The following is a 13,330-nucleotide window of genomic DNA, read 5'->3' on the forward strand; positions in this document are numbered from 1 at the left end:
ACACTCACCGCGATCCAGAAGGCAGGACAGCATGACAACGCAGGACATCGCGGCACGTCACGACAGCGTGACGGGACGCCCGTCCGAGGCGGTGGAACAGGCGGTGGAACAGGCGGTGGATCAGCAGTCGCTGGTGTGCACGGACGCGATCTGGCGGCTTCCGGTGACGGTCTGCCGCATCACCCAGTTCCTGGGCGAGCAGACGGCCGGCGCCTTGCTGGAGCGCGCCATCGCCTCCACCGGCGACATGTTGAAGCCCTCCAGGATCCGAGACCGGGAGCTGGTCCCCGACATTCGCCGGTCCCGGTCGTGCCCGGACTTCGCCGCGCCCGAGTTGACGGCGGCCATCGACGAGGTCCTGGAGGCGGTCGAGCACACGCTGGGAGTCTCCTGCCGGTACACCGAACCCAGCTACAGCCTCAACGTGCACAACGACGGCGACTACTACCGGCCGCACCAGGACACCAGCGCCGAGTTCGCCCCCCGGCGCCTGCTCACGTTCGTGTACTACCTGCACCGTACGCCCCGGCCTTTCGACGGGGGCGAGCTGCGCGTGTTCGACGCCGCCCTGCCGCTGCACACCGACACGACCGGAAAGTGGCAGGAGCGCACCTGGCGGGACTGGGAGCCCGAGCACGACAGCATCGTGTTCTTCCTGCCCACCGCCTGGCACGAGGTACGGCCGGTCAGCTGCCCGGGCAGGCAGCACGCGGACAGCCGCTTCGCCGTCAACGGCTGGCTGTGCAGCCCCGACCCCGCGCACCACGGGGAGCCTCTTGCGCCGAGGTCGCCGTAGCCGCCACGGCACCGCAGCCGCCACGGTGCCGGGCACGCTCCCGGAGGACCGGACCCCAGTGGCCGACGGCCTCGGGGAGGGCCGGGGGAGGGCCGTCAGCCGGTGATCCGGCCGCCCGCCACGTCGATGGTGAGTCCGGTCAGGAAGGACGCGGCGTCCGAGGCGAGGAACAGGGCGGTCCCGGCGACGTCCTCGGTGGTCCCGAGCCGGCGCAGCGGGTGCAGGGCGGCGACCCGCTCCTGGACTTCGGCGGGCATCCGGGACTCGACCTTCTCGGTGCGGATGGCGGACGGTGCGATGCAGTTGACGCGGACTCCGCGCGGCCCGACCTCGGTGGCCAGCTGGCGGGTGAGCATCACCAGCCCGGCGTTGGCCACGCCGTAGGCGAGGTTGGCCTCGCTGGGGTGGCGGCCGGCGGCGGAGGACATGGTGATGACCGAGCCGTGGCCGCGTTCGAGCATGCCGGGCAGGAACGCCTGGATGGTCAGGAAGGCCGAGGTCAGCTCGGAGTCGATCACCTCGCGCCAGCGCTGTTCGGTCAGTTCCGGGGTCGGGACGGGCCGGCCCTGGCCCCCGGCGAAGGCGGCCAGGATGCCGACCGGGCCGAGCCGGGACTCGGCCAGCTCGCGGACGCCCGCCAGCGCGTCGGCGTCGGTGACGTCCGCGACGGCGGCGACGGCGGTGCCGCCCTCGCCGGTGACGGCGGCGACGACGGTTGCCAGGGCGTCCCGGTCGCGGCCGACCACGCACACCTTGGCGCCCTGGGCGGCGAAGGCCCGCGCGGTGCGCGCGCCGATGCCGCGTGATCCACCGGTGACGACCACGGTCCGGCCCCGCAGGTCGGGGTAGGTGCTGAGCATGTCGGTCTCCTACGGGTGAGTGGTGCGGGGGCGGGTGAGGGGGAGCCGGGCCGCGACGAGGACCAGCCACAGGGGGCCGCCGAACCGGACGACCGGCAGCAGGTAGCCGAAGCCCGGGACCAGCAGGGTGAGGGTGGCGAGCATCCCCACGGCGGCGAGCACGAGCCCGGCCCAGCTCAGGGCCCGTGGCAGCAGGCCGGCGAGCAGCCCCGGCACCGAGACCCCGGCGAGCAGCAGGGCGAACATCACCACGAACCCGGGCCCGCCGGAGGCGTACGACAGGTCGGCGAGGGCGCGGGCCAGCGCGGGGCTCGCGTCGTCGGGCAGCCTGCCCTGCGTCCAGGCGAGCATCCCGCTCAGGGCCAGCCAGCCGGCCGCCAGCACCCCGCCGGCCAGCGTGATCGCCGAGCCGGGGGCGGTGATGCCCAGCGCGCGCAGCCGGCGGTAGAGCACCGCGGCGACGAGCGCGAGGGGCACGGCGGAGGAGAAGAGCAGGAAGCCGCCGACCTTGATCGTGGTGCCGTGTGCCTGCGTGTACTGCAGGACCGCGAGGCCGGAGGCGTCGGGGTGCGGGGTGGAGCGGTTGACGACGACGTAGGCGATGGTCAGCGCGGTGAAGGCCAGTACCGGCGCCAGAAGCGGCGGGCCGGACTGCGGGCGGCGTTCGGTGGTCATGGCTGCTCCTCGATCGTTCCTATACTCAAAATAATGATTACATAGTGGAACGATTGTCAAGGCGGTACGATGCCCCTATGAGCATCGATCGTGGGGATGGCGGGCGAGGCGGCGTGGCGTTCCTGCTGGCCCAGCTCGGAGCACACGCGGCAGGCCGGTTCGCGGAACGGATCGCCGCCCTCGACCTGACACCGGCCCAGGCCGGGCTGCTGCGGCTGCTGGCCAGAACACCCGGCCGCAGCCAGCGCGAGCTGGCCGGCGACCTCGGGATGCCGCCGAGCCGCTTCGTCCCGTTCGCCGACAAGCTGGAGGAACGAGGCCTGATCGAGCGGCGGCGCAACCCCGACGACCGGCGGCTGTACGCGCTGCACCTCACGCCGGAGGGTTTCGCCCTGCTGGGCGCGCTGCGCGAGGTGGCGACGGCCCACGAGGAGCAGACCTGCCAGGCGCTGTCGCCGGAGGAACACGAGCAACTGGCCGCGCTGCTACGGCGGGTGGCGGACCAGCAGGGCCTCGCCCCCGGCGTGCACCCGGGGTACCGGACCGTCCGTTGACAAGCGGTGGCCCGGGCCACCACCCCCAAGCCTCCGTCCAGCGCCCGGAGGGCCTGTGACCGCGCCCGCGCCCGCGCCGGCCACCGGGACGGCCGGCGGATCGGCGAGTTCTCCGCGCCGGCGGGCGGCACCGCCAGGGCGCACTGGGACGCGGGTTCCGGCGTCCTGGCCGTCGAAGCGGCGCCGGCCTACGTCCTGGCGGCGGCCTTCGGCGTCGGGGCGCCCGGCCTGGTGAAGTCGGCGATCGGCGCGGGGGTTGTCTCACCTCCGTTCTGAAGCACGGCTCCTGACGGACAGTCAGGCGGCTCGCGAGATTGAGCACGAGTTGCATCCGAACTCGGGAGCGTCGATGCGAGATGCGATCGATCGAGTCGAGCAGCGCGTCACCCGGTGGTCCCCCAGGGCTGAACCACGGTGCCCTGTTCTCCTCCGGGAAGGTGGGGCGGCTTCGTCAGTTCGGACTTCACCCGGTCGCCTCTGTGACAGGATCCGCCGCCAGGGACCCGAGGAGAGGCACAACGTTGAGCGAGTGGACCATCCACGGCAGCCGCGCCATCCACACCAGCCCCTGGGTCGAACTCGACCTCGTCGACGTCGAACCGCGAGGCCACCCCCGCTACGAGCACCACCTCGTCAAATGGGCACCCGTCGCCGCCACCGTCGTCCTCAGCGAACGCGACCAGGTGCTCATGATGTGGCGCCACCGCTTCGCAACCGACACCTGGAACTGGGAAATCCCGAGCGGGATCGTCGAGGCCGGCGAGTCCCTGGAAGCAGCCGCCATCCGCGAGGTCGAGGAAGAGACCGGCTGGCGTGTCACCACGGTCGAGCCCCTCGCCCACAACCAGCCCGCGGGCGGCATGTCCAACGCCGAACACCACGTCTTCCTCGCCCGCGAAGCCACGTACATCGCTCCGCCCGTCGACACCCACGAAGCCGACCGCATCGAATGGATCCCCCTCGACCGGATCCAAGAGATGACCGACCGGCGGGAGATCGTTGCCGGAGTCGCCGTCACCGGCCTCCTCCAACTCCTCGCCCGCCACCCCTAGGTCGTCGCTGTCGTCGCTCATGGGCTACCAGCTGCCCGACAGCCTAAGGTGATGCAACAGGACCAGCCGTGACCGGCGGCCGCATTACGCGGCGGCGGCCTCGATGACCGGGCGCGCCCGCTCCGCGAAGTCGGCAATGAGACGGTGCTGACCGAACGGCTGCATCCGCTTCTGAAGGTCGGCCACCGCTTCGACTGCCCGTGAGCTCTTTACCTTGCGCGTCAGCGAAAGTGTCCGCAGGCCAGCCGCATACGCCGCCTCCAGATCCCGCCGCTGCAGATGAGCGCTGGCCAATGCCGCCTGAGACATCGCCCCCCGGCGCGCACGCTGCTGCATACGGGCGTGGTCGATGCTGCGGCGGGCGTGCTCCTCCGTGGCAGCAATGTCGCCGATGTCCCGCATTGTCATGGCATGCTCGCCGTGCAGATAGGCCGGGTCGATGAAGAGCGCCCACTCCTGCTCGGTGGCCTGGTCGACCTGCCCGGCCGCCGTCTCTGACTGGACAACCGCGTGGGCCGCCGCCTTCTTTTCGCCGAGAGCGGCGAGAGCCCGGCCCTCCAAGGCCCACAGGTCAGCGAGGCACGCGTTCGATGCGCCCTGGAGCCCGTGCCGTCCGGACTGGGCGAGGCGGAGTCCCTCTTCGGGGTGTCCGAGAAGGGTCGCCTGGTCAGCCATGCCCGCGAGGACATGTGCGCCGAGCGGAGCGTTCTTCGACTCCTCGGCGAGCCGCAGCGATTGGATCAGGTAGCGCTGGGCGGTGCCGTGCTCGCCGTTGTCGTAGGCCATCCATCCAAGCAGGTACGTCTGTTCGGCAGCGGCCTCGCACAGTGCCCGCCGAACATCGTCTGACTGCGACCTGCGAAGAAGCGGGTACACGTGGATGTTCATATAGGCCGCGAGGAGGAGCCGCCCAGAGCCTCCGCCTTGGAAGATGTCCATCTTCTGGAACTCGCCGAACATGTTGCGGACGGCGGTGACGTCCTCGAGGCGGACGTGTGGGCCCGGGTCGGGCGACTGGTCGAGGGTCGCGAGGAGCCAGTCCCTGCTAGGGCCGATGGCGGCGACCGCCGCGAACGGTGCAACGGCCAGAAACTTACGTCGATCCACGTCTGCTCGCCCCAGATCAGCCACGGTTTCCACCGTAACCGCGTAGTCCCTGGAGTAAAGGAGTGAGCGGTCTTCCGCCGGACTCTCGCCAAGTCCAAGTTCGTACGATGTGACCCGATATTTGAGTGCATCGGAGAGCACGTCGGCAAGGATCCCCGGCACAGGGCGGCGGGGGATCCGGCCCTCCAGGATCCAGCGCCTGACGGTGGAAGCATCAGGGTTGATGTGAGGGCGGCCCGTGTCGTGAGCTGCGCTTTTGACCCGCCGGGCCAGCTCCGAGTTGCTGAGTCCCGACCGCTCAACGAACGCGGCCAACTGCTGGTTCGGTGTCGCCATGAAGTCTGTGTACCCCTTCCTGCCGCCCACTGCGGAAGTGCCACCCTCTGCCACCCCCTGGCCTGATGACCACGACAGAGGTCTGGGTGTTGCCTGTTGGTGATGGTAGACCGCTCAGCTTGTGAGGAGAGGCGCACATGGAAATGGCCGCAGAGCAGCCGTTACCCCTGAGCAGTGAGCTGCTCGCCACGTCGTCCGTGTGGACGTGGATCGACTCGATGCCCGAGGGCCTGGTGGCGTTCCTCCTCATCACACCGCCGATGGGCGGTGCCGTGGACATGCAAGCCTTCGCTACCCGGGCATGCCTCGGTGCCCCGAACCAGCCGATGCCGGACAGTACGATCCAGCTGGTCATTCAAGGGGCAGATGCGGTTCTTGCGATCTGCGGCACTGAGACGGCCCTGCGCGTGTCCATCACCCCCGAGTGGGCGCAGTTTGTTCGAGCTGGTGGGACAGTCGTTGTGGTCATCGGGGCCGATCCGCTCCTTCCTACGGCAGCCCGCCGAGAGGTCGACGACTACCTCCTTGGTGCTGTGCTGCCCCGAAAGCTGTGGATGGGAAAGACGCGCCTCGCAGCCGAGTTCACCGAGGATCAGGTTCACGGTCGGGCCTGCCGGTGCTGCGGGTCCGCCGAGGCGCCGCTGCACCCGGACAAGGCACTGGTCACGCGGGTGACCACAGGCGTCGTCCGGGACACCGTCACTGCGGTGTGCACGGATTGCCTGGTGCTCCGGTGAACGCCCGCGAGCGGTACATCGTGGAGCGGCAGGCCCCCGTCGGGCGGCAGCCCGGCCTGTACGCGATCCGCGACAAGGCGACCAGTGAGCTGGTTCTCGGAAGTGACGGCCGGTTGGAACTCTTCGCGATGGATTTCAGCGCCGAACGCTGGATCATCAGCCAGATCTCCACCGGCCGGCCCGCGCCAGTAGCGCGGAGAGCGGTGAGCCGCAGTCAGTGGCCCGCCGTCACGGTGAGCGTAGACGGCATTCTGGACCCGCTCGCCGCACCACTCCCGCAGGCCCTCGGCGCCCTCTGGGACGTACTGCGTGCACTGCCGCTCGGGTGGACGCAGTTCGAGGCGTACCGGTACTTTTTCGACACTCCGGGGGCCGAGGAGCGGGTGAGCACGTTCCTGGAGCGTGACAGGTGCCTGGTGCTGTCATTCGCCATGGACGGGCAGTCCCACTGCGTACGGGTGGAGGCGCAGCCGTGACCGCCGCATGGGTTCCGACGGCAGGGCAGACGGCCTACCTGCGGTCCACCGGGGAGTCCGTCGCGGTGATGGACTTCCGTGAGGAGCGCGTGTACGTCCGGCCGCTCCGTGGCGGCCGCGAGACGGCCCTGAGGGTGGGGGAGTTGATTCCGCCGGACGACGCTCCGGGCGGCCTGCACGACTGGCAGGTGTCGCGCGGATGAGGCGGCCACCGGCTCAGGTGAGCGAGCTGGCCTGAAAGGTCAGGAGGATCCTCGGCAGCCGCGCGCCAGCCCGCATCTGGCGCTCTGCCGGGGACGGGTATCGCGTGGTGGTGGACCTCGAAGCGCCGCCGGATTCCTTCAGCGCGGTTCAGGTCCTCGCCCTTCAGGCGGCCCTGGCCGACGCGCGGACGTGGGGCGTCGCCACCAGGAGCAGGGCCCGGAAAGTCGTCTGGGCCGAGGTGGGTCGGGTGACGAGGTGAGCGCGAACCGCCTCGTACCACGCCTCGGCAGCGCCTCTCGGAGCGTCGGCCGGCGGATTCAGTCGATCGACGTTGTCGTCCCGGACCTGCGACCCCGGCCGATTCTTCAAGAAGTCGGCGTGGGCTCCGCAGGCCCCCGCCCCGGGCCGCCCGGCGTGACCAGCCCGGTCTCGTACGCGAGGACGACGGCCTGGGCCCGGTCCCGGAGGTTCAACTTGGCGAAGATCCGGGCCACATGGGTCTTCACCGTCGACTCGCTGAGCGTCAGCTCGTCCGCCAGCTCGGCGTTGGACAGCCCGCGCCCCAGCAGGGCGAGCACCTCCGCCTCGCGCGGCGTCAGCGGGGCCAGGTCGCGGTGCGGCGCCGGGCCGGCGGCGGGGGAGGGGCGCGGGGCGCCGGCCGCGAAACGCTCGACCAGGCGGCGCGTGATCGACGGCGCGAGCAGCGCGTCGCCGGTGTCCACCAGCCGTACGGCGGCGGCGAGGTGGGCCGAGGTGACGTCCTTGAGCAGGAAGCCGCTGGCGCCGGCGGCGAGCGCCGCGTACACGTAGTGGTCCAGGTCGAAGGTGGTCAGCATGATCACCCGGCAGTGCGGGACCTGGGCGAGGATACGGCGGGCCGCCTCCAGGCCGTCCATGACCGGCATCCGGATGTCCAGCAGCGCGACGTCGGGCCGGTGCGTGACGGCCGCCGCGACCGCCTCGGCGCCGTCGGCGGCCTCGGCGACCACGTCGATCCCGCGTGCGGTGAGGATCATCCGGAAGCCGGTGCGCACCAGCTCCTGGTCGTCGGCGATCACCACCCGGGGCCCGGGCCGGCCGTCCGGCGGCGCGCCCGCCGCGCCCGTCACGGCCGGTCCAGCGGGATGCGCGCGCGGACCCGGAAGCCGCCGCCGAGCCGGCGCCGGGCGTCGAAGTCACCGCCGTACACCGCGACCCGCTCCCGCAGCCCGACCAGCCCGCGCCCGGCCCCGACCGGCCCGGCCCCGTCGGCGCGCCGCCCGGCGCCCGCCAGAGCGTCGGCCGGCACGCCCTGGTCGCCGGACAGCACGCTCGGCCCGCTGTTCAGCACCTCCACCCGCAGGTAGCGGTCCGCATAACGCACCGTCAGCTCCGTCTTCACCCCGTCCCCGCCCCCGCCCCCGTGCTTGAGCGCGTTGGTCAGCGCCTCCTGGACGATCCGGTACGCCGTCACGTCGATGCCGCCGGGCAGCGGCCGCGGCTCGCCGGAGATCCGCACCTCCACCGGCAGGCCGGCGAAGGCGAACCGGTCGATCAGCGGGCCGAGCCGGCCAAGGCTCGGCTGCGGCGCGAAGCCGGCCTCCGCCGGCTCGTCATGGCCGTCCGCCGCCGGGGCCAGCAGGCCGAGCAGGTGCCGCAGTTCGGTCATCGCGTCCCGCCCGGCGGACTCGACGGCGGCCATCGCGGCGGCCGCCGCCTCCGGCATGGTGGCGAGCACCTCGCGGGCCGCCCCCGCCTGCACCACCATCAGGCTCACGTTGTGGCTGACGATGTCGTGCAGTTCCGCCGCGATCCTGGCCCGCTCGGCGTCGACGGCCGTGCGCGCCGCGCTCTCCCGCTCCCGCTCCAGCAGCCAGCCGCGCGCGCCGACGGCCGCCCGCCAGGCCCGCCGCGCCCGGCCGAGCGCGACCCCCAGCCAGCCCGCCGCCGCTGCCGCCACCAGGGCGGCGCCCCACCCGATCTCCGATCCCCACACTCCGTCAGCTTCCCAGCCCACGCGGTGATCCACATCCTCCGGGAGTGCCACACCCGCGTACATCCCCGGTACTACGGCCCCGGACAGTTACACCCGGGGTGGGATGCCCCGCCCGGGCCGCCGCTCCTACCGTCGGGGTCATGAGCAATGACCACGACGGGACAACCCGGCAGGGCGACGCGCAGGTCGTCGTCGAACTGTCAGCTGTCCACAAGGAATTCGGGGACGCCAAGGCCCTGGACGGAATCGACCTGCGGATCCGGGCGGGTGAGGCGGTCGCCGTGATGGGCCCCTCGGGCTGCGGCAAGTCCACCCTGCTGAACATGGTCGCCGGCCTGGACCGGCCCACCTCCGGCACGGTCCGCGTCCAAGGCCAGGACCTCGGGCAGCTGAACGAGACCGGGCTGGCACTGTTCCGCCGCCGGCACATCGGCATGATCTTCCAGTTCTTCAATCTCATCGACGACCTGCCCGCCCTGGACAACGTGGCACTGGCCGCCCAGCTGACCGGCACCTCCGCCCGCCAGGCGCGCCGCCGGGCCCTGGAACTGCTCGACGAACTCGGCGTCGCCCACCGCAAGGACACCTACCCGGCCGCGCTGAGCGGCGGCGAACGCCAGCGCGTGGCCGTCGCCCGGGCGCTGATGAACCGTCCGGCGCTGCTGCTCGCGGACGAGCCGACCGGAGCCCTGGACAGCCGCTCCGGCGAGCAGGTGATGGACCTGCTGATCGACCTCAACCAGCTCGGGCAGACCCTGCTGATCGTCACCCACGACCCGCAGCTGGCCGCCCGCTGCGCCAGCCGGCTGGTCGAGGTCGCGGACGGCAAGGTGGACCGCGAGCGCTCCCTGGAGCCCAGCGTCCCGGAGCACACGGCATGACCGGGGCGGTGTGGCGGGCCTCGCGCGCGGCCGTCAAACGGCGCAAGGTCCAGACGATCGTGATCGGACTGGTCGTCTTCTGCTCGACCACCACCATCCTGCTCGCGCTCGCCGTGATGAGCGCCGCCCGGGCGCCGTTCGACGCGGCCTTCGGCGCGCAGCGCGGCGCCCACGTGGTCGCGACCTTCGACGCCGCCAAGGCCCCGGCGGCGCAACTGGCCGACGGCGCCCACCGGCCGGGCGTCCAGGCGGCCGCCGGGCCGTTCGCCCAGGTCACCCTGGACATCCCGACCGACTGGCTGGGCCACGCCCCCGGGTCGATCACCCTGGTGGGCCGGGCCGACCCGGCGGGCCCGGTGGACCGCGTGGAGCTGACAGCGGGCCGCTGGGCCACCAGGCCGGGCGAGGTCGTTGTCTACATGGGCTTCCGGGGCACCTTCGACAACCTGCTGGGCCAGACCATCGCGCCCACCGGCGCCCCGCCGCTCACCGTGGTCGGCATCGCTGACAGCATGAGCAACTCGGCGGGCGGCTGGGTCACCCCCGGGCAGGCGGCCGCCCTGCGTCCCACCGCCGAGCAGATGCTCTACCGGTTCACCGACGCCTCGACGGACCAGGTGGTGAAGGCGGGCCTGGCCAAGGCCACCGAGGGCCTGCCCGCCGGCGCGCTGACCAGTGCGCAGTCCTACCTCACCCTCAAGCAGGCGTTCTCCGCCTCGGCCGACGCCTACCTGCCGTTCATGTCGGTCTTCGGCGCGCTCGGCCTGGTGGTCGCGGTACTGATCGTCGCCAACGTGGTCAGCGGCGCCGTGGTGTCCGGCTACCGCCACATCGGCGTGCTCAAGGCGCTCGGCTTCACCCCGCGCCAGGTGGTCGCCGTCTACGTCGTCATGGTCTCGGTGCCGGCGCTGGCCGGCGCCGTCCTCGGCACGGTCGCAGGCGCGGCGCTGGCCGGTCCGATCGTCGACATGGCCTTCACCGGGATCGAGACCGGCACCGCCGCGCTCGCGCCCCCGGCCTGGCTGCCCGCCGCCGGCCTGGCCGCCGTGCCCCTGCTGGTCGCCCTCGCCGCGTTCCTGCCCGCCTCGCGCGCCCACCGGATCTCCGCCGCCGAGGCGATCACCGCCGGCAGCGCGCCGCGCACCGGGCGCGGCCTGCGGATCCAACGCCGGCTCAGCGGCACCCGGCTGCCGCGCTCGGTCAGCCTCGGCCTCGGCCAGCCCTTCGCCCGTCCGGCCCGCACCGCGCTCACCATGGCGTCCATCGTGCTGGGCGTGGTCACGGTGACCTTCGCCACCGGCCTGACCAGCACGCTGCTCGCCTCCATGGCGCCACCGGACGGGGACAACGGCCGCACCTTCGTCCACGTGCAGGTCGGCGCCGCCGATGCCCACCAGACCGTGCCGAAACTGACCGACGCCCGGATCGAGGCCCTGCTGCGCGCCACACCCGGATCCGACCAGGTGACCTCGCGCGCGTTCGAACGGGCCGGCCTGGCCGGCTGGACCCAGCCGGTGTTCGCCGACTTCTACGGCGGCGATGCCCTCGAGCGGCCACTGAGTGTCATCAAGGGACGCCCGGCGACCGGGCTGGACGAGGTGATCGCCGGACCGGCCTTCCTGGACCAGCACGGACTCAGGCTCGGCGACCGGATCACCCTGGACGTCAGCGGCCGGTCCCTGCCCGTGACCATCGTCGGCGAACCCGTCGAGGGCAACGCCCGGGCGGTGGCGTCCAACGAGGCGACGCTGGCCGGGACCGGGGTGCAACTGCACGTGGTCGAGTACGTCGTGCGGCTCGCACCCGGCGCGGACGCCGCCGCCTACGTCAAGGCGGTCAAGAACGCCGACCCCGGCCTCTACCCGAACGTGGTGACGCAGAACGTGGACGGCCCGATCGCCTCGGTGATCAGCTTCTCGACGATCTTCACCGTGCTGCTGTGCGTGGTCGCCTCGCTCGGCGTCTTCAACACCGTCCTGCTGAACATCCGCGAGCGCCGCCGGGACCTCGGCATGCTCAAGTCGATCGGCATGACGCCGCGCCAGGTGGTCGCGATGACGGTGACCTCGGTCGCCGGACTGGGTCTGGTCAGCGGGATCATCGGCGTCCCGCTGGGGATGGCCGCGCACCGGCTGGTCGTCGAGAACGTCACCATCCTGGCGTTCTCGGACTCGATGATCGACGTGTGGCACGCCCCGCTGCTGATCGCCGTCGCGCTGGCGGGCGTCCTCATCGCCGTCCTCGGCGCGCTGCTCCCCTCCCGCACGGCGGCCCGGCTGCCGATCGCCGAGGTGCTGCACAACGAGTGACGCCCCAGGGCGGGCGGTTGCCGGGGGCGGGGTGGCGGACGGGGGTCGCCGCCCTGCCCCGCGGGCGTGTGCAACCGCTGCACTGTCGCACCTGGGTAGCGCCCGGCCTGGCGAAGTGCCTTGAACGGTGGCCGACCGGGAAGATCAACTTGTAGGCGCAGCGTCGCTCCGCGTGGCCTCGGCTGCGGGAACGGCGGGTGGGTCCTCCGGGGCGAAGCCGCCACGCACATGAAGCGGCAGGCCAGGGATCTTCATGACGCCCTCCGCCTGGCCGACCAGCCAAGTGGGTACATCCTGGTCGTACTCCTCCCGGGTGGCCCACTGCCGGAACCAGATTCCGATCCGCCAAGAGCCGTCCGCGCGGGGGATCAGAAAGCAGGCGTCGCTCTCCTCGGTGCCGGCCATCTGTTCCGCCGCCAGATCCGCGACGACGACCCGACCACCGTCAAGCAGCTGAACGACGCGGTGGAGGGAAACCTCGCCCCTCTGAAGGCAGGTCAGATTTATCCAAGCCGAGCCCTTTCGTACGCCGCTAAGGTCCCCGCACGGAAGCCGATCGCTATACAAGGGGGCAGGCAGATGGCCTTGTTGGGCATCTTGGTCTGGGTCGGGATCATCTGGGGCATCGCCAAGGTCGTCGGCTGGTTCTCGGGCCGGGGCGACGCGAGCAGGAAGTCGCGCTACAACGGCGGTGGTGGCGGTGGTGGTGGCGCGGGCTGCGGGGGCGGCGGAGGTTGCGGCGGTGGTGGCGGAGGTTGTGGCGGCGGAGGTTGTGGCGGTGGTGGAAGCTGAGCGGTCACCTGTACCAGGGCGTCGCTGCTGGACCAGAGCGGCAGCGCAGGCCACTGCCGAAGTATTTCGGCCGTCCAGGACGGAGAAGCAGCGTGCTTTCGCGACGGTTTTCGCGACGCCTCGACCGCGTGCAGTTGGCCGTCGACGCGCTCGAACTTCCCCCGGCCGTCTACAAGACCTGTCCCTTCCAGCCACGGGAGCTGGTCGAGACCGGGCTGCGACAGTGGTTGCGGTGCTGTGGAGCGGCGATGCTGGACGGGCAGATCATCGGCATGCCGTCGTTCGCTGTGGACGAGGCATGGCACGGGCTGATTCTGTGCACCGTGCGCTACGCGGCCTTCTGCCAGGCGAGTTACGGACAGTTCCTGCATCATCACCCCCAGGGTGGTGAGCTCCCCGGGAGCGCGGAACGCGCAGGATCGATGCGGGAACAGCTGCACCGGACGGCTGTGGCGTGGTCCTTTGTGGCCCGGCCTGGTGAGGAATGCGTCCTGTGGGACCTCGATGTGCGGGTGGGAGTGCCCGAGCCGTGGGGCGTGGACCGGCACCGATAGGTCCCGGCGCGGCCACGGTCAA

At 71.8% G+C, this 13,330-nt stretch carries 16 protein-coding genes; 10 read left to right on the top strand and 6 right to left on the bottom strand.

All coding sequences use genetic code 11. From position 1 onward, the window contains the following. Window positions 1–31: 31 nt before the first annotated feature. The gene (locus P3T29_RS21225; protein ID WP_280718129.1) at window positions 32–796 is read left to right on the top strand and encodes a 2OG-Fe(II) oxygenase; all 765 of its coding nucleotides are present in this window, start codon (window positions 32–34) and stop codon (window positions 794–796) included. A 95-nt stretch (window positions 797–891) separates the two neighbouring features. Here P3T29_RS21225 and P3T29_RS21230 read toward each other — a convergent pair whose 3' ends face one another. Together P3T29_RS21230 and P3T29_RS21235 are read right to left on the bottom strand one after the other, a co-directional pair. Next, complete coding sequence (locus P3T29_RS21230) at window positions 892–1,656, bottom strand: SDR family NAD(P)-dependent oxidoreductase (protein ID WP_280718130.1); 765 nt, start codon at window positions 1,654–1,656, stop codon at window positions 892–894. A 9-nt stretch (window positions 1,657–1,665) separates the two neighbouring features. Next, the gene (locus tag P3T29_RS21235) at window positions 1,666–2,331 is read right to left on the bottom strand and encodes a DUF4386 domain-containing protein (RefSeq protein WP_280718131.1); all 666 of its coding nucleotides are present in this window, start codon (window positions 2,329–2,331) and stop codon (window positions 1,666–1,668) included. Between the two features lie 77 nt (window positions 2,332–2,408). Between P3T29_RS21235 and P3T29_RS21240 the strand changes: the two genes are divergently transcribed. The 3 genes from P3T29_RS21240 (at window position 2,409) to P3T29_RS21250 (ending at window position 3,937) form a co-directional block, all read left to right on the top strand. Further along, a complete protein-coding gene (locus P3T29_RS21240; protein ID WP_280718132.1) occupies window positions 2,409–2,885 on the top strand; it encodes a MarR family transcriptional regulator in 477 nt (158 codons plus the stop codon). 6 nt (window positions 2,886–2,891) lie between these two features. Next, entirely contained in the window at window positions 2,892–3,161 is a 270-nt protein-coding gene (locus P3T29_RS21245; protein WP_280718133.1) for a hypothetical protein, read from the top strand. Between the two features lie 245 nt (window positions 3,162–3,406). Beyond that, window positions 3,407–3,937 carry an NUDIX hydrolase gene (locus P3T29_RS21250; RefSeq protein ID WP_280718134.1) on the top strand — a complete coding sequence of 177 codons (531 nt, stop codon included), beginning with the start codon at window positions 3,407–3,409 and terminating at the stop codon, window positions 3,935–3,937. Between the two features lie 84 nt (window positions 3,938–4,021). Here P3T29_RS21250 and P3T29_RS21255 read toward each other — a convergent pair whose 3' ends face one another. Beyond that, window positions 4,022–5,380, bottom strand: coding sequence for a transcriptional regulator (locus P3T29_RS21255; protein ID WP_280718135.1), 1,359 nt, complete (start codon window positions 5,378–5,380; stop codon window positions 4,022–4,024). Between the two features lie 137 nt (window positions 5,381–5,517). Here P3T29_RS21255 and P3T29_RS21260 point away from each other — a divergent pair, with 137 nt between their 5' ends. Genes P3T29_RS21260 through P3T29_RS21270 form a run of 3 tightly spaced genes read left to right on the top strand, consistent with a single transcriptional unit; the run spans window position 5,518 to window position 6,796 of the window. Beyond that, window positions 5,518–6,117 (top strand): hypothetical protein, encoded by a 600-nt coding sequence (locus P3T29_RS21260; protein WP_280718136.1) that lies wholly within the window; start codon window positions 5,518–5,520, stop codon window positions 6,115–6,117. Next, window positions 6,114–6,593 (top strand): hypothetical protein, encoded by a 480-nt coding sequence (locus P3T29_RS21265; RefSeq protein WP_280718137.1) that lies wholly within the window; start codon window positions 6,114–6,116, stop codon window positions 6,591–6,593. Before P3T29_RS21260 ends, P3T29_RS21265 begins: the two co-directional genes overlap by 4 nt. Then, on the top strand, window positions 6,590–6,796 hold the full coding sequence (locus P3T29_RS21270; protein ID WP_280718138.1) for a hypothetical protein: 207 nt from the start codon (window positions 6,590–6,592) through the stop codon (window positions 6,794–6,796). Before P3T29_RS21265 ends, P3T29_RS21270 begins: the two co-directional genes overlap by 4 nt. A gap of 366 nt (window positions 6,797–7,162) precedes the next feature. Here P3T29_RS21270 and P3T29_RS21275 read toward each other — a convergent pair whose 3' ends face one another. Together P3T29_RS21275 and P3T29_RS21280 are read right to left on the bottom strand one after the other, a co-directional pair. Next, a complete protein-coding gene (locus tag P3T29_RS21275) occupies window positions 7,163–7,906 on the bottom strand; it encodes a response regulator transcription factor (protein ID WP_280718140.1) in 744 nt (247 codons plus the stop codon). Then, window positions 7,903–8,793: a histidine kinase gene (locus P3T29_RS21280; protein WP_280718141.1), complete on the bottom strand. Its 891-nt coding sequence runs from the start codon at window positions 8,791–8,793 to the stop codon at window positions 7,903–7,905. Before P3T29_RS21280 ends, P3T29_RS21275 begins: the two co-directional genes overlap by 4 nt. A gap of 119 nt (window positions 8,794–8,912) precedes the next feature. Between P3T29_RS21280 and P3T29_RS21285 the strand changes: the two genes are divergently transcribed. Together P3T29_RS21285 and P3T29_RS21290 are read left to right on the top strand one after the other, a co-directional pair. Further along, window positions 8,913–9,653, top strand: a complete 741-nt coding sequence (locus tag P3T29_RS21285) for an ABC transporter ATP-binding protein (protein ID WP_280718142.1) — start codon at window positions 8,913–8,915, stop codon at window positions 9,651–9,653. Continuing rightward, window positions 9,650–11,962: an ABC transporter permease gene (locus P3T29_RS21290; RefSeq protein WP_280718143.1), complete on the top strand. Its 2,313-nt coding sequence runs from the start codon at window positions 9,650–9,652 to the stop codon at window positions 11,960–11,962. Before P3T29_RS21285 ends, P3T29_RS21290 begins: the two co-directional genes overlap by 4 nt. 144 nt (window positions 11,963–12,106) lie before the next feature. Here P3T29_RS21290 and P3T29_RS21295 read toward each other — a convergent pair whose 3' ends face one another. Next, window positions 12,107–12,367 (bottom strand): hypothetical protein, encoded by a 261-nt coding sequence (locus P3T29_RS21295; RefSeq protein ID WP_280718144.1) that lies wholly within the window; start codon window positions 12,365–12,367, stop codon window positions 12,107–12,109. 521 nt (window positions 12,368–12,888) lie between these two features. On the opposite strand from P3T29_RS21295, the gene P3T29_RS21300 reads away from it, so the two are divergent. Continuing rightward, window positions 12,889–13,308 carry a hypothetical protein gene (locus tag P3T29_RS21300; RefSeq protein WP_280718145.1) on the top strand — a complete coding sequence of 140 codons (420 nt, stop codon included), beginning with the start codon at window positions 12,889–12,891 and terminating at the stop codon, window positions 13,306–13,308. The last annotated feature ends 22 nt before the right edge of the window (window positions 13,309–13,330 follow it).

The organism is Kitasatospora sp. MAP5-34, assembly GCF_029894335.1.
Lineage (GTDB): Bacteria > Actinomycetota > Actinomycetes > Streptomycetales > Streptomycetaceae > Kitasatospora.

Excerpts from the sequence above, each read along its gene's own strand:
- P3T29_RS21225 (WP_280718129.1), top strand. The coding sequence starts at position 32 with ATGACAACGCAGGACATCGCGGCACGTCACGACAGCGTGACGGGACGC.
- P3T29_RS21230 (WP_280718130.1), bottom strand. The coding sequence starts at position 1,656 with ATGCTCAGCACCTACCCCGACCTGCGGGGCCGGACCGTGGTCGTCACC.
- P3T29_RS21235 (WP_280718131.1), bottom strand. The coding sequence starts at position 2,331 with ATGACCACCGAACGCCGCCCGCAGTCCGGCCCGCCGCTTCTGGCGCCG.
- P3T29_RS21240 (WP_280718132.1), top strand. The coding sequence starts at position 2,409 with ATGAGCATCGATCGTGGGGATGGCGGGCGAGGCGGCGTGGCGTTCCTG.
- P3T29_RS21255 (WP_280718135.1), bottom strand. The coding sequence starts at position 5,380 with ATGGCGACACCGAACCAGCAGTTGGCCGCGTTCGTTGAGCGGTCGGGA.
- P3T29_RS21260 (WP_280718136.1), top strand. The coding sequence starts at position 5,518 with ATGGAAATGGCCGCAGAGCAGCCGTTACCCCTGAGCAGTGAGCTGCTC.
- P3T29_RS21285 (WP_280718142.1), top strand. The coding sequence starts at position 8,913 with ATGAGCAATGACCACGACGGGACAACCCGGCAGGGCGACGCGCAGGTC.
- P3T29_RS21290 (WP_280718143.1), top strand. The coding sequence starts at position 9,650 with ATGACCGGGGCGGTGTGGCGGGCCTCGCGCGCGGCCGTCAAACGGCGC.
- P3T29_RS21295 (WP_280718144.1), bottom strand. The coding sequence starts at position 12,367 with ATGGCCGGCACCGAGGAGAGCGACGCCTGCTTTCTGATCCCCCGCGCG.